Source organism: Sphingomonas bisphenolicum (assembly GCF_024349785.1).
Lineage (GTDB): Bacteria > Pseudomonadota > Alphaproteobacteria > Sphingomonadales > Sphingomonadaceae > Sphingobium > Sphingobium bisphenolicum.
Window position 1 is genome coordinate 293,212 of the sequence record NZ_AP018818.1, and the last position, 15,310, is coordinate 308,521.

Sequence of the window (15,310 nt, forward strand, 5' to 3'; positions counted from 1 at the left end):
ATCAGATGTCGGGCAATGCCTGCGCAGCGAAGCCCCAGCCCTTGAGGCTGGCCGCGCGTTCGACCAGCCTCGCCGCGTCGCCGATCGAAAAAGGATGCGCGTCCTTCATTCCGTCCAGCTCGTCCCAGTCTATCGGGATCGCCACCGGCGCGCCAGCGCGGGCGCGGGCCGAATAGGGCAGCACGGCGGTGCTGCCGCGCTGGTTACGCAGCCAGTCGATGAAGATCTTGTCCTTGCGCCTGGCCTTGCTCATGGTCGCGACGAAGCGATCCGGCTCGGCCGCACTCAGCGCCTGGGCGAAGCGAGACGCGAAATCCTTGTGCGTCTCCCAATCATGGCCCGGCGTCAGCGGCACCACGACATGCACCCCCTTACCCCCCGATAGCATGGCGAAGGAGACGAGGCCGATATCGGACAAACGTGCGCGAATGTCCTGCGCCGCGCCTTTCACCCGATCGAAATCCATGCCCTCATCGGGATCGAGGTCGAAGATCATCCGGTCGGGCCGCTCCACCGCATCGGTGCGGCTGGCCCAGCCGTGAAATTCGATCGTGCCCATTTGAACGCAGGCGAGCAGCCCTTCGGCATCCTCGACATAGATATAATCCTCGCTGCCGCCGTCCTTCTCGCGGATCGGCACCTGCCGCACCGCCTGGCCGAAGGCGCCGCTGTCATGTTTCTGGAAGAAGCATTTCTTCGCCCGCCCTTGCGGACAGCGGACCAGGCTGATCGGCCGGCGCGCGGCGAAGGGCAGCATCAGCGGCGCGACCGTGACATAATAATCCGCCAGTTCGCCCTTGGTCTGGTCGCTTTCGGGGAAGATGACGCGGTCGGGGTTGGTGATGCGGACGGCGGGAGCCGCTTTGGGCGCTGCGGCGGGCTTTTCGGGCGTGACCGCCTTCGCCGGCTTGTCGCTACGCAGGCCTAGGAAGCTGGCATGGCGCACCCGGCCGTCGGCGGTAAATTCGGCAAAGGCGATTTCGGCGACCAGCCTGGGTTTCAGCCAGGTCGCGCCGCGCGTTTCGGTCCGCGGCACGTCGACCGGCGCCTTGTCCGTTTCCAGCGGGGTCATCGCCTTGTCGAGCGTGGCCATCAGGTCCGCGTCGAAGCCGGTGCCGACCTTCCCCTTATAAACAAGCGCCTTGCCCTCATGCTGCGCCAGCAGCAGCGAGGCGAAGGGGCGCCCGCGCGCAGTGCTGGCGCTGCGGCCGATGATAACGAAATCCTGCCGGCGGGTGCATTTCACCTTCACCCAGTTACGCGTGCGGTCGCCGCGATAGGGCGCGTCGATGCGCTTGGAGATGATCCCTTCCTGTCCGGCCTCACAGAGGGAGCGATATAAGGCTTCTCCCGCGCCGATCACATGGTCGGCAACCTGGACGGGTGGCTTCGCCGCTTTCAACAGGGCTTCCAGCCGTTCCTTCCGCTCGATCTGCGGCAGCGCCTTCATGTCCTGCCCCTCCAGCGCAAGCAGGTCGAAGGCGAAGAAATGAAAGGGCGTATCGTCCCGCTGCGCGCCATGGCCGCGCTTGAGCACAGACTGGAGCGCGGAGAAGCTGGGATTGCCGTCTGGACCGAAGGCGACGATCTCCCCGTCGATCAGGGCGGGGGGAAGGTCCAGCGCCGCAATCGCCTTCACAAGCGGCTGGAACTTGGCGGTCCAGTCGAGCCCGTTGCGGGTGAAGATGCGTACCTGCTCCCCCGCCACCGCGGCGAGCGCGCGATAGCCGTCGAACTTGATCTCGTGCAGCCAGTTATTGCCCGCCGGCACATCATCCACAAGGGTTGCGAGCTGGGGCCTGGCGAAGGCGGGCGGCTTGGCTGCGGTCTTGCGCGGCTTGGTCACAACTTTTGCATTATGATCGCGCGCCGCCTGCATCTTGCCGGCAAAGACCTTGCCCTTGACCCCGGCGAGCGACTGGGCACCCGCCTTGTCCGCCGCGATCTCCGCCATCGAACGTCCGGTCAGCACGCTGGTCAACGCCCGTTCGACCAGTTGGTCGCCTTCGCCTGCCTCCGCGTCATCGATCTTGCGGAGCAGCCAGTTTTCGCGTTTTTCCTTTGGACGCCCTTTCATGCGGACGAGCAGCCACTCGCCTTTCATCCGCTCGCCATCCAGGGTGAAGTGCAAATGGCCTTTTTCCAGATCCTTGGCGCTCTTCCCTGCCATCGGCTGCCAGGTGCCGCGATCCCAGAGCATCACCGTGCCGCCGCCATATTCGCCTTCGGGTATCAATCCCTCGAAATCGCCATAGCTTAACGGATGATCCTCGGTCCGCACCGCAAGGCGCTTGTCCGACGGGTCGATGCTCGGCCCCTTGGTCACGGCCCAGCTTTTGAGCACCCCGTCAATCTCCAGCCGGAAGTCCCAGTGCAGCCGGGTCGCATCATGTTTCTGCACGACGAAGCTGTTGCCGCCCGTGCTGGCCATTTCGCCCTTCGGCTCGCGGGTGCGGGCGAAGTCCCGCTTGGCGTTGTAGGCGTCGAGCGGATTGCGAGCCATGGGTCAGGCGCTTTTGCGCTTCGCGGACGTGCGGGTCCTGGTCGCGGCCGCCTTGGCCGGCGCTTTTTTCGCGGGCGCAGCCTTCCCGCCGTCCCCGACCGATTTCTTGAGCGCGGCCATCAGATCGATGACATTGCCGCCCTTTGCACTGGCCGGTTCCTCGACATCCTCGATGACGCGCTTGCCCTTGGCCTTCTTCTTTTTCTCGATCAGCCGCTGGAGCGCATCGACATAGCGGTCGTGAAACTCCTCCGGCTTGAACGGCGCGGTCTTTTTTTCGATGATGGTGGTGGCGAGGTCGAGCAGGTCGGCGTCGGCCTTGTCATCGGGCAGGTTGCGGAAATAGGTCTGGGCGCGCGTCACCTCGTCGGCATAGCGCAAGACTTCGAGCACGAGACCGCGTCCGCAGGGCTTCAAGGAGACGAGCTGTTCGCGTCCGCGCACCGACAATTGGCCCAGCCCCACCTTCTTGGTCTGGCGCAGCGCGTCGCGCAGCACCGCATAGGCTTCTTCGGCCAGATCGTCGGCCGGGACGACGAAATAGGGTTTTTCATAATAAAGGACGTCGATCGCGTCGGATTCGACGAACTGCACCAGCTCCAGCGTCTTGCGGCTCTCGATCTTGACCGCCTCGATCTCTTCCTCTTCCAGCAGGACATAATTGCCCTTGGAGATTTCGAAGCCCTTGAAAATTTCGTCCCGGTCCACCGGCCCTACGCCCTGCACCACCTTCTCATAGCTGATCGGCTTGCCGGTCGGCTCATGGATTTGGCGAAAGCTGATCGCCGCGCCGGACCGGGTGGCGGGGTAGATTTCGACCGGGATCGATACCAGGGCCAGCCGAATCTGGCCCTGCCAATATGCGCGTGCTGCCATGTGACCACCTCCGCCGGCATCAGCGCCCGGTCGAGGCGGAAGTTCCTTAAGACGCTGTAGCGATCGGCGTCATCACCCCGCCTTCCACTGATATTATCGATCAGACAGAGCGATATTCCCGGCTTTGTTCGACTGGGCTATGCTCCTACAAAATGCCGCAGGGACTTGAAGCAGGAGAGAAGACATGGATGCCAAAACCTCTGATCCGCTAGGCTGCCCGATGAAGGAGCCCGCGGCGCGGCGCACTTTGCTCGGCCGCACCAATCGCGACTGGTGGCCCAACCAGCTATCGCTCGAAATCCTCCAGCAGAACGGCCTGTCGGGCGACCCTCTGGGCCATGATTTCGATTATGCCGCGGCGTTCAAGTCGCTCGACTATGATGCGGTCAAGGCGGACCTGACTGCGCTGATGACGGACAGTCAGCCCTGGTGGCCGGCCGATTATGGCCATTATGGCCCCTTCTTCATCCGCATGGCCTGGCATAGCGCCGGCACCTATCGGACCGGCGACGGGCGCGGCGGCGCGTCCTCCGGGTCGCAGCGTTTCGCCCCGCTCAATAGCTGGCCGGACAATGGCAATCTGGACAAGGCGCGCCGGTTGCTGTGGCCGATCAAGCAGAAATATGGCCAGAAGCTAAGCTGGGCCGACCTGATGATCCTGGCCGGCAATGTCGCGATCGAATCGATGGGCGGCCCCGTCTTCGGCTTCGGCGGCGGCCGCGCCGATGTGTTCGAGCCCGAGAAGGACATCTACTGGGGCACCGAGGAACAATGGGTAGGCCAGGACGGCAATGAAACGCGCATCCAGCCCGACAAGGAGATGGTGCTGGAAAGCCCGCTCGCCGCGATCCAGATGGGCCTGATCTACGTCAATCCCGAAGGACCTGGCGGCAATCCCGACGCGCTCCAGTCGGGCCGCGACATTCGCGAAACCTTTGCCCGGATGGGCATGAACGATGAAGAGACGGCAGCGCTGACGGCGGGCGGCCACACCTTCGGCAAGGCGCATGGCGCGGGCGACGCATCGCTGGTCGGCGCGGAACCCGAAGGCGCGGACATCGCGCAGCAGGGGCTGGGCTGGCAGAGCGGTCATGAAAGCGGCATGGGCGACCATACCATCACCAGCGGGATCGAAGGCGCGTGGACGCCAACGCCGATCACATGGGACATGAGCTATTTCGACATGCTGCTGGACCATGACTATGAGCTGGTGCGCAGCCCGGCGGGCGCCAAGCAATGGCAGCCGGTCGGCAATCCGGAAGAGACGCTGGCGCCCAAGGCGCATACGCCCGGCGTCAAGGTGCCCACGATGATGACCACCGCCGACATGGCGATGAAGATGGACCCGGCCTATCGCGCGATCATGGAGAAGTTCCGGGCCGATCCCGCTTACTTCGCCGACGCCTTCGCCCGCGCCTGGTTCAAGCTGTGCCATCGCGACATGGGGCCCAAGACCCGCTATCTTGGCCCCGAAGTCCCGGCCGAAGACCTGATCTGGCAGGACCCGATCCCGGCCGCGACCGGACCGGCGCTGGGCGAATCGGACGTCACGGCGCTCAAGGCAAAGATCGCCGCGTCCGGCCTGTCGGTGCAGGATCTGGTCAAGACCGCCTGGGCGTCCGCCGTCACCTATCGCCGGTCGGATCATCGTGGGGGCGCCAATGGCGCGCGGCTGCGTCTGGCTCCGCAAAAGGACTGGGACGTCAACGAACCGGCCGCATTGGCGCGAGTGCTGGCGGTCTATGAAGGCATCGCCAGCGATAGCGGCGCGTCGGTCGCCGACCTGATCGTGCTGGGCGGCAGCGTGGGCATCGAGCAGGCGGCGCAGGCGGCCGGCCACGACCTGACCGTTCCCTTCACGCCCGGTCGTACCGATGCGAGCGCCGAGCAGACCGATGCCGACGGCTTCGACGTGCTGGAGCCCAAGGCGGACGGTTTCCGCAACTATCTCCAGACGCGCTATAATGTGCCGACGGAGGAGCTGCTGGTCGACCGGGCGCAACTGCTGGGCCTGTCCGCGCCGGAGATGACCGTGCTGGTCGGCGGGCTGCGCGTGCTGGGCGCCAATCATGGCGGGTCGAAACATGGCGTCCTGACCGACCGCGTCGGGCAACTCACGAACGACTATTTCGTCAACCTGCTCGATATGGGCACCGCCTGGAAACAGGTGGACGATGCGAGCGACGAGACGTTCGTCGGCACCGACCGCGCCAGCAATGCGGAAAAATGGACCGCGACGCGCACCGACCTGGCCTTCGGCGCCAATTCGCAGCTACGCGCCCTGGCGGAGGTCTATGCGTCCTCCGACGCGGGCGACAAGTTCGTGAAGGACTTTGTGGCCGCCTGGACCAAGGTGATGAATGCAGACCGGTTCGATCTGAAGGCCTGATTGAGACAGGGAGTTGGACAGTTCGCAGCGCTTTTACGGCGCTGCGAACTGTTCCATTTTATCGAACATTTTGATTGATTTTATCGGTCTGAACAGGAAAGCTGGCAAGCGCTAGACAGGTCTTCAACAGGGCGACGCCATCCCGGCGACCTCCGCCCCATGAGGAGACAGACAATGATCGAACTACGCCCCTTCGACAGTCTCGGCGGCGACAATCATGGCTGGCTGAACGCCAAGCATCATTTTTCCTTCGCCGGCTATCATGATCCCGCCCGGATGCACTGGGGCAATCTGCGTGTCTGGAACGACGACACGATCCAGCCCCACACCGGCTTCCCGCCGCATCCGCATCGCGACATGGAAATCATCACCTATGTCCGCGAAGGCGCGATCACCCATGAGGACAGCCTGGGCAACAAGGGCCGCACCGAGGCCGGCGACGTCCAGGTGATGAGCGCAGGCACCGGCATCCGCCATTCGGAATATAATCGCGAAGATGTGACGACGACGATCTTCCAGATCTGGATCGTCCCGACCCGCCAGGGCGATGCACCCAGTTGGGGCGCTCGCCCCTTTCCCAAGGGCGAACGGTCCGGCCAGTTCGTGACGCTGGCGTCAGGCTACGACAATGACGACGACGCGCTGCCGATCCGCACCGATGCGCGGGTGGTCGCCGCGACGCTGAAGGCCGGCGAAAGCGCCGACTATCCGATCGGCGCCGACCGCAAGGCCTATCTGGTCCCGGCGACCGGTGCGATCGAGATTGACGGGCAGCGGGTCAACGCCCGCGACGGCGCGGCGATCAGCGACCTGGCCGTCATCCGCGTGACCGCGATCGAGGATAGCGAGATCGTGCTGGTCGACGCCGCCTGATATCAGGCCGGCAGGGGCGCCATGGCCATGACGGTGGCCATGGCGCCCTTGTCTTCGAGACTCGACAGATGCGCGGTCAGCAGGTCGGCGAACACGGCATCCCTCCGCAGCGCCGGGGGCATCACGGCGTCGAGCGACAGCATTGCACGCACCCGGCCTGCCGCGTCGCCCTGCCCGGCCAGCAACGCTGCGATCCGGTCGGCAAGCGGATCGTCCACGACATGGGGCTGGCCCAGATCGTTCACCCCAGCCTGCCATCTGATCCAGGCGGCGACGCCCAGCGCCAGAGCGCCGACCCCCTGCCCCACCGCGCGGCGGTCCGCGATCGTCGCCAGCAGCCGCTGGGGGAGTTTCTGCGATCCATCCATGGCGATCTGCCGGGTGCGATGCATCAAAGCCCCATTGTCGAAGCGCGCCATCAGGTTGCGGCGATAGGCGGAGACATCCAGTTCCGCCGGCGGCGACAACGTGGTTTCGGTTTCGTCCCACAGCCGCTCGACATAGGCGCGCATCGCCGACCGTTCGAGCGCTTCATGGACATGGGCGATGCCGGCGAGGCCGCCGAGATAGGCGATGGCGCTATGCGCGCCGTTGAGCAGGCGCAGCTTGGCTTCCTCCCATGGCGCAACCGCCATGGCGATCTGGACCCCCGCGCCGAAATCGGGGCGCGGGCCGCAAAACTTGTCCTCGATCACCCATTGGGTGAAGGGCTCTGTCTTGACCAGCGCCTGGTCGACCAAGCCGCAATCGCGGGCGAAGGCGGCGACATCCTCCGCCGTCGTGGCGGGGACGATGCGGTCGACCATGGTTTCGGGGAAAGCGCACTCCGTCGCGATCCAGTCCGCCAGAGCGGGATCGTGCCGCTGCGCCAGGGCGATCACCGCGCCGCGCAGCCTGTGGCCGTTGCGCGGCAGATTGTCGCAGGAAATGGCGGTGAAGGGCCCCAATCCCCTGGCCCTTCGCTGCGCCAGCGCCGCCACCAGGAAACCCGGCGCAGTGACCGGCGCGGCGAGGCTGGCGAGATCGGCCGCCAGATCGGCATCGTCCGCCAGCAGCGCGCCAGTTGCGGGATCGAGCTTATAGCCCTTCTCGGTCACGGTCAGCGTCACGATATGGGTGTCGGCATCGGCCAGCATCGCGACCACTGCGGCGGGGTCTTCGCGCGCGACCGAGACATCCAGCACGGCACCGATCAGGCGCGTTGCGACATCGGCGCCGTCGCGCACCAGCAGATGATAGAGGCCGTCCTGCGGCGCCATCTGGTCGCGCACGCCCGGCGAGCGAAGCGATACCGCGCGGATGCCCCAGCGCAGGTCGCCCGCGCCCAGCACATCGTCGAACATCACCGCCTGATGCGCACGGTGGAACGCGCCGATGCCCAGATGGACGACGCCGGCTTTCACCTGCGCGCGGTCATAAGCGGGGCGGACGATGGTATCGGGCACAGCGGCCAACGTGCCGGACGATAGGCGGGGCATGGCATGATCCTACAATTAGGTCAGAGGGTGACGCCGCGCTTCCAGATAGCGATGTCGCGTTCGTCGTTTAGTTCGTTACGCGCAGGTTCGCCCGACGCGATGGCGCAGATGCGCGCCATCAGGACATCGGTCGTGGCATCCAGGCCATCATCGAGCACCTGCGCCGCGTCGAAATCGATCCAGCCGGGCTTGCGCCGGGCGAGATCGTGGTTGGTGGCGAGTTTCAGCGTCGGGATCGGGCTGCCCAGTGGCGTGCCGCGCCCGGTGGAAAAGAGCGTCATCGTCGCCCCGGCTGCCGCCAGCGCGGTGGTCGATACCGCGTCATTGCCCGGCGCCTCCAGCAAGGTCAGGCCCGGACGGCGCAAGGTTTCGCCATAGGCCAGCACGTCGGTGACGGTCGCATGGCCGCCCTTCTGCACCGCGCCCAGCGATTTTTCCTCCAGCGTGGTGATGCCGCCCGCGACATTGCCGGGGCTGGGATTTTCGGAGATCGGCTCGCCATGGTCGATGAAATAGCGTTTGAAGCGGTTGACCAGCGCCACCAGTGCATCGAACACCGGCTCGTCCGCTGCGCGCTGCATTAACAGGCGTTCCGCGCCGAAAATCTCCGGTATCTCGGTCAGGATCGCCTGCCCGCCCGCCGCCGTGACGACATCGGCGGCGCGACCGATCAGCGGGTTGGCGGTGATGCCGCTCAGCCCGTCGGAACCACCGCATTTGAGGCCGAGGCGCAGCGCGCCGATATCCACGGTTTCGCGCCGGTCCTGCGCCGCGATGGCTACCAGTGCATCGATCGCGCTTTCCGCCGCCGCATATTCGTCGGCACTGATCTGCGCGCCGACGCTGCGGACGCGGTCGCGCCGTTCGGACGGAATCCGCTCCAGCAGCGCCGCAAGCTGGTTCTCCTCGCAGCCCAGGCCGATCAGAAGCACGCCCCCGGCATTGGGATTGGACGCCAGCGCGGCCAGCAGCCGCGCCGTGCCGTCCAGATCGTCGCCGAGCTGCGAACAACCCAGCGGATGCGGGAAGGCCAGTACGGCGTCGACCCGCCCGGCATGGCGATCTCCCGCCTGTTTGGCGATCCGTTCCGCGGTACGCGCGACGCAGCCGACGGTAGGGATGACCCATATCTCGTTGCGGGTGCCTACGCTGCCATCGGCGCGGCGATAGCCGTCGAATCGCCAGCGCGTCTCGGAAGGCGCCCGGTCGCCCGTGGACAGAGGAACGAAGCTGTACGGCTCCTCGACCTTCAAATTGGTGCGTAGATTATGGCTGTGGACGTGGTTCCCCGCCGCAATCGCCTGAGTCGCGCCGCCGACAGGCCAGCCATAGCGGCGGACCGGTTCGCCCGCCGCGATCGGGCGCAGGGCGAATTTGTGCCCCCGGCCGACCGAGTCGATCAGGGTGACGACCTGTCCCGCTACGGCGATCGTTTCGCCTGCGTCCAACGCGCGCAGCGCGATGGCGACATCATCCTGCGGGGCGATGCGGACGGCATCGGGCAGGGTGTCGACAGGCGGATCAAGGGTAGGTGCGATCGTCTCCATTGCACCGTGATAGCATTTGTGCCAACGCTGGCACAAGTCCCAAGGAGATGCTGTCATGACCCATCTTTCGCTCGATCCGAACCGCCTCTTCCCGGCGGACCCCGGCACGCGCGCGATCGCTCGTTCGCTCTATGACAGTGTCGCCGCGCTGCCGATCGTCAGCCCGCATGGCCATACCGATCCCGCCTGGTTCGCGACCAACGATGCATGGGATAATGCGACCGCGCTGCTGCTGGCGCCGGACCATTATCTCTACCGAATGCTCTACAGCCAGGGGGTGAAGCTGGAGGATCTGGGCGTGCCGGCCCATGGCGTGCCGGGCGACGCCGATCCGCGCGCGGCCTGGCGTATCTTTGCGCGCAACCAGCATCTGTTCCGCGGCACGCCTTCCCGGATGTGGCTCGACCATGTCTTTGCCGAGGTTTTCGGTTTCGACACGATTCTGTCCGAAGCGACTGCCGATCATTATTATGACCGGATCGGCGAACTGGCCCAGTCGGCCCGAAGCTGCGATTTTGGTCATCTTGGAGAACACGTCGGGAACGGGCTGGTTGTTGTTGACGATCGCCCATGCGAGGAACGACGTTCCGCTCCGATAAGGGAGCGGCGTTATGAGCCTTGGCGTTTCGAGTGGGGATCTGATCGGCTCCTGGAGCCTGAGTTTTTCGGACATCGCGTTCGTGACCGGCAAAGCGGAGACGGCACGACTGGGATTGGCGGTTCAGCTTAGATTTTTCGCCGGGCATGGCTTCTTTGTGCCGGATCATGCGTCGATACCCTCCGACGGTGTCTTGTATCTGGCGGAGCAACTTGGTCTCGATGCCAAATCCGTGAACCACTATGATTTTTCCGGGCGCACCGCCCGCCGGCATTGCGCGGAGATTTTGCGGCATCTCGGGTTCCGCCGTATGACGCAGACGGATCGCAGGGCGTTGTCGAGGTGGATTTCCGACGATCTTTGTGCGGGCGGGCAGCCGATCAATGCCATGCTCGAGCATGTTTTCCTGTGGTGCCGCGACCGCCGTATCTATGGGCCGTCGCGCAAGGAGCTGGAACGCCTCGTCCGTTCGCAACGACACCTCTATCTGGAGGCCCTGTTGGCCCGAGTCCGCGATCGGCTTGCGCCGGATGCGGTCGCCTTGCTGGAAGCCTCGCTCGCCGATCCCGATGGCCCGACCGGCTTCAACACGATGAAGGGGGATGCAGGTCAGGCGACGCTCGAAAACATTCTTGGCGTGACCGCCAAACTCGCCTTTATCCAACGGCTTGCTCTTCCCCGAGATTTCCTATCGGTCACGGGCAAGGCATGGGTCGATCAGATCGTTCGCCGGGTTGCCGGCGAGAAAGCCTCGGAGATGCGCCGGCATGTACCGGCGCGCCAGCTCGGGCTCTATGCCGTTTATCTGATGGCGCGGGAAGCTCAGCTTACGGATGCGATGGTCGACCTGCTGATCGAGACGGTCCATAAGATCGGATCGCGCTCGAAACGCAAGGTGGTGGGCGATATCGCGAAAGACATCGAGCGGGTCTATGGCAAGGAGCGACTCCTGGTCGAGATTGCCAGCGCTTCGATCGACGATCCATCCGGGCGCATCTGCGATGTCATTTTCCCAATCGCCGGCAAGGACAAACTGGCGGCGATCATCAAGGAAAGCCAGGCAAAGGGCGCCTTGGATCGGCGGATCTACAAGGTGATGCGGAGGTCATGGGCCAATCATTATCGCCGTATGCTGCCAAGCCTGCTTTCGGCACTGGAGTTCCGGTCGAACAACGCCGTGTGGCGTCCGGTGCTGGCGGCCCTGGACTGGATCAGAAGCAAAGTGGATGATGGATGCCGCTACGTGCCGCCGCACGCAGTGCCGGTCGACGAGGTCATTCCGGCGAGATGGCGCAGTTCCGTCATTGATGAAGAGGGGCGCGTAAACCGGATCAGTTATGAGCTTTGTGTCCTCGCGCAACTGCGCGATCGCATCCGTTCTAAGGAAATCTGGGTTGTCGGGGCGGACCGATACCGCAATCCCGATGACGATCTTCCCAAGGACTTCGATGCGCGGCGAGAAGCATATTACACAGGATTGAACCTGACGGCGGATGCGCGTGCATTTTCAAGCGCCATCCGGGAAGAGCTTGCTCAGGAACTGTTGCTCCTCAATGCCAATATTCCCCGGAACGACAAGGTTCGGCTGCTGTGGCGCGGCGAGAACCGTATATCTCTCACCCCGTTCAAACCCTTGCCCGAACCCAGGGGTCTCGCCTCGATCAAGACCGAGATCGGCCAACGCTGGCCGATGACCGGGCTGCTCGACGTACTGAAGGAGGCTGCCCTTGATACGGGACTTCTCGAAGCGTTCGAAACATCGGCCTCGCGTGTTGCACTGCCGAAAACCGCGCTGGATCAACGTCTCCTGCTATGCCTCTACGGCCTGGGAACGAATGCCGGGCTCAAGCGGATCGCCGGCGCCACCCCCGATGTCAGCTATGAAGAGCTGCTGCATGTCCATCGCCGCTTCGTTCATGCCGCGGCGCTCAAGGAGGCGTGTGCCAGGGTTGCGAATGCGACCCTGGCAATCCGCAATGCTGCAGTCTGGGGGGACGCCGGCACGGCCTGTGCGTCAGATTCCACAAAGTTCGGAGCCTGGGATCGCAACCTGATGACGGAATGGCATGCGCGTTATGGTGGACGGGGCGTCATGATCTACTGGCATGTCGAACGACGCGCGACATGCGTCTATTCCCAGCTCAAGCGCTGCTCTTCCTCCGAGGTCGCCTCCATGATCGAGGGCGTGCTGCGCCATTGCACCGACATGGAAATCCAGCGACAATATGTTGATAGTCATGGCCAAAGCGCGGTTGGCTTTGCATTTTGCCGGCTTCTCGGATTTGAGCTTGCACCCCGCCTGAAAGCGATCGCTCGCCAGAAGCTGGCTCTTCCCGATGTCGGCATGCGAACGCGGCTTCCCCACTTGCAGCCGATCCTCTCCAGTCCGATCAACTGGGATGAGATCGAGCAGCAATATGACGAGATGGTCAAATATGCAGCCGCGATGCAGACAAAAACCGCCGACCCGGAGGCGATCCTGCGCCGGTTTAGCCGCTCCGAGGTGATGCACCCGACCTACAAGGCGTTGAGTGAGCTGGGCCGCGCGGTCAAGACGATCTTCCTGTGCCGGTATCTGCGCGAGGAGTCCTTCCGCCGCGAAATTCATGAAGGCCTGAATGTCGTTGAAAACTGGAACAGTGCCAATGGGTTCGTTTTCTTCGGCAAGGGCGGCGAGATCGCCACTAACCGCATCGATGAGCAGCAGCTCTCGGTCCTGGCGCTACATTTGCTGCAAGCGTCGCTTGTCTATGTGAACACCCGAATGCTTCAGAGCGTGCTGGTGGAACCGAAATGGACGGGCCGGATGACGCCGGATGATTATCGCGGCCTCACACCGCTGATTTACAGCCACGTCAATCCTTATGGCCGCTTCGACCTCGATCTGAATAGCCGGATCGATTTTGGGCGGCTTGCTGCCTGACCGGGGCCTTTCCGCTCGCACCATTTGGGTGCACCCGAACGTGACGATCGGAAGTGACATATACGACATGTCACAAAAGGGTGGTTCCGTCACCAATGTTACTGTACGAGGGCAAAGCCACCCTAATGTGACGGATTTGCCCATGACCCGCGTCGGCTACGCCCGCGTCAGCACCATCGACCAGGATCTCGACATCCAGGTTGCCCGGTTGAAGGCAGCGGGCTGTGAAATCCTCCGCTCCGAAACAGGCTCGGGCGCATCGCGCACTGGACGCACGGAGCTTGAGACGATCATGCAGTTCCTGCGCGCCGATGACGAACTCGTCGTCCTGCGTCTCGATCGGCTCGGTCGCTCCACACGCGATGTTCTCAATCTGGTTCATGAACTCGACCAGAAGGGAGCCTCATTGCGGGTGCTTGAGCCGGAGGTGACGACGGCCGGAAGCATGGGGCGGATGGTGATCACCATTCTGGGCATGGTCGCGGACATGGAACTGACGTTCATCAAGGACCGGCAGCGCGCCGGGATCGAGGCGGCGCGCGCCGAAGGCGTCTACAAAGGCCGGAAGAAAAACATCGATGACGATGAAATCCGACGCCGGATCACCGCCGGCGCGAGCAAGGCCAGCGTCGCGCGCGACCTCAAGATCTCAAGAATGACCGTCTATCGGGCGCTTGACGTCATTCCTTCAAGGATCGGGCTGCCGGAAAAGCCGCCTTCTGTCACCATCGCCCTGCATCTGACCATCGAGAACTTCAACAAGCATGGTCGTGGCAGAAAGCCCGCTCGCGAGCGCATTGAGGCGATGCTGGAGCGGGATTACCAGATGCAAAAGACCGGGAACTGCGATTACACGCTGACCGTCGCCTATGATCAGGGTGCCGATGGCGTCAGCCTCGATGATGAGATCGCATCTCTCCAGACAGAGATGTTCAACATCGCAGAGAGCTACAGGTGCTCGATCGAGACCGATGTTTACGAGATTGGAGGACAAGAGCGAGCCTGGTAGATCGCCATGTTCAATCTTTGTTCTTCAACATGGCCAAAATCGCAGCTTCGGGCCGACTGGGCCGAACTGCTCGCTACCCCGGCCTTTCGCCCGCGTGCGCTGTTCGACCGCTTCCATATCGAGTTGCTCGCCACCACCGAAGGCGCGCATGAGCGGCTGGACCATCATCGGGCGATCCGCGAGTCGGGCTGGGACGGGCAGGTCGTGACCGCCTATCGCCCCGACGCTGTGGTCGATCCGGAACATGAGGATTTCCACGCCAGCCTGGCCGCCTTCGCCGAGCTGACCGGCGAGGATGTGCTGACATGGCAGGGCTATCTACGCGCCCATGCGCGGCGGCGGCAGGATTTCATCGCCATGGGCGCGACCTCCACCGACCATGGCCATCAGAGCGCGCGGACCGCGAACCTGTCCGATGCGGACGCCGCCGCCCTGTTCGACCGCATCGTCGGCAAGGACTGGACCGCGCAGGATGCCGAACTGTTCCGCGCCCAGATGCTGACCGAAATGGCGCGGCTCAGTCTGGATGACGGGCTGGTGATGCAAATCCATCCGGGCGCCTGCCGCAACCATAATGCGTGGCTGCACCGCGTCTATGGCCGCGACAAGGGCGCGGACATCCCGGCGCGCACCGATTATGTGGGAGGATTGAAGCCGCTGCTCGACCGCTTCGGCAATGAAGCCGCGCTGTCGATCATCCTCTTCACCCTGGACGAAAGCACCTATGCCCGCGAACTGGCGCCGCTGGCGGGCCATTATCCTTGCCTGAAGCTGGGGCCGGCGTGGTGGTTCCATGACAGCCCGGAAGGCATGATGCGTTTCCGCGAGATGACGACGGAGACGGCGGGCTTCTACAATATGGTCGGATTCAACGACGATACTCGCGCCTTCCTGTCGATCCCGGCGCGGCACGATGTCGCGCGACGGGTCGATTGCGCCTTTCTCGCGCGGCTGGTCGCCGAAGGGCGGCTGCGCGATTGGGAGGCGCAGGAACTGGCGGTAGACCTGACCTATAATCTGGTACGCAAGGCCTATCGCCTGCCCGATGCGCCGCCGCGACCATTGGCCAGCGCGGCATGATTGTCAGGGCGCGCGCGCTCGCATAGAGCGGGAG

The 15,310-nt window shown here is 63.9% G+C and carries 8 protein-coding genes and 2 pseudogenes; 6 read left to right on the plus strand and 4 right to left on the minus strand.

What is annotated here, in order from left to right:
- Window position 1: 1 nt before the first annotated feature.
- Window positions 2–2,503: a DNA ligase D gene (gene ligD / locus SBA_RS19790; RefSeq protein ID WP_261937347.1), complete on the minus strand. Its 2,502-nt coding sequence runs from the start codon at window positions 2,501–2,503 to the stop codon at window positions 2–4.
- Window positions 2,504–2,506: 3 nt separating this feature from the next.
- A complete protein-coding gene (gene ku / locus SBA_RS19795; protein ID WP_261937348.1) occupies window positions 2,507–3,379 on the minus strand; it encodes a non-homologous end joining protein Ku in 873 nt (290 codons plus the stop codon).
- Window positions 3,380–3,563: 184 nt separating this feature from the next.
- On the opposite strand from ku, the gene katG reads away from it, so the two are divergent.
- Both katG and SBA_RS19805 read left to right on the plus strand, forming a co-directional pair.
- Window positions 3,564–5,768, plus strand: a complete 2,205-nt coding sequence (gene katG / locus SBA_RS19800; protein ID WP_261937349.1) for a catalase/peroxidase HPI — start codon at window positions 3,564–3,566, stop codon at window positions 5,766–5,768.
- 174 nt (window positions 5,769–5,942) lie between these two features.
- Window positions 5,943–6,641 carry a pirin family protein gene (locus SBA_RS19805; protein WP_224546931.1) on the plus strand — a complete coding sequence of 233 codons (699 nt, stop codon included), beginning with the start codon at window positions 5,943–5,945 and terminating at the stop codon, window positions 6,639–6,641.
- Window positions 6,642–6,643: 2 nt separating this feature from the next.
- Here the strand turns inward: SBA_RS19805 and SBA_RS19810 are convergent, their stop codons facing one another.
- Together SBA_RS19810 and SBA_RS19815 are read right to left on the minus strand one after the other, a co-directional pair.
- Window positions 6,644–8,119 carry a mannitol dehydrogenase family protein gene (locus tag SBA_RS19810; protein WP_261937350.1) on the minus strand — a complete coding sequence of 492 codons (1,476 nt, stop codon included), beginning with the start codon at window positions 8,117–8,119 and terminating at the stop codon, window positions 6,644–6,646.
- A 20-nt stretch (window positions 8,120–8,139) separates the two neighbouring features.
- On the minus strand, window positions 8,140–9,666 hold the full coding sequence (locus SBA_RS19815) for a UxaA family hydrolase (protein WP_261937351.1): 1,527 nt from the start codon (window positions 9,664–9,666) through the stop codon (window positions 8,140–8,142).
- 55 nt (window positions 9,667–9,721) lie between these two features.
- On the opposite strand from SBA_RS19815, the pseudogene SBA_RS19820 reads away from it, so the two are divergent.
- The 4 genes and pseudogenes from SBA_RS19820 to uxaC form a co-directional block, all read left to right on the plus strand.
- A pseudogene (locus SBA_RS19820) lies at window positions 9,722–10,153 on the plus strand (glucuronate isomerase); the annotation flags it as partial.
- 193 nt (window positions 10,154–10,346) lie between these two features.
- Window positions 10,347–13,187 carry a Tn3 family transposase gene (locus tag SBA_RS19825; RefSeq protein ID WP_231382236.1) on the plus strand — a complete coding sequence of 947 codons (2,841 nt, stop codon included), beginning with the start codon at window positions 10,347–10,349 and terminating at the stop codon, window positions 13,185–13,187.
- A gap of 142 nt (window positions 13,188–13,329) precedes the next feature.
- Entirely contained in the window at window positions 13,330–14,196 is an 867-nt protein-coding gene (locus SBA_RS19830) for a recombinase family protein (protein WP_006961816.1), read from the plus strand.
- Window positions 14,197–14,259: 63 nt separating this feature from the next.
- A pseudogene (uxaC, locus tag SBA_RS19835) lies at window positions 14,260–15,276 on the plus strand (glucuronate isomerase); the annotation flags it as partial.
- Between the last annotated feature and the right edge of the window lie 34 nt (window positions 15,277–15,310).

Coding starts and splice junctions, on each gene's coding strand:
- ligD (WP_261937347.1), bottom strand. CDS start 2,503: ATGGCTCGCAATCCGCTCGACGCCTACAACGCCAAGCGGGACTTCGCC.
- ku (WP_261937348.1), bottom strand. CDS start 3,379: ATGGCAGCACGCGCATATTGGCAGGGCCAGATTCGGCTGGCCCTGGTA.
- katG (WP_261937349.1), top strand. CDS start 3,564: ATGGATGCCAAAACCTCTGATCCGCTAGGCTGCCCGATGAAGGAGCCC.
- SBA_RS19805 (WP_224546931.1), top strand. CDS start 5,943: ATGATCGAACTACGCCCCTTCGACAGTCTCGGCGGCGACAATCATGGC.
- SBA_RS19810 (WP_261937350.1), bottom strand. CDS start 8,119: ATGCCCCGCCTATCGTCCGGCACGTTGGCCGCTGTGCCCGATACCATC.
- SBA_RS19815 (WP_261937351.1), bottom strand. CDS start 9,666: ATGGAGACGATCGCACCTACCCTTGATCCGCCTGTCGACACCCTGCCC.
- SBA_RS19830 (WP_006961816.1), top strand. CDS start 13,330: ATGACCCGCGTCGGCTACGCCCGCGTCAGCACCATCGACCAGGATCTC.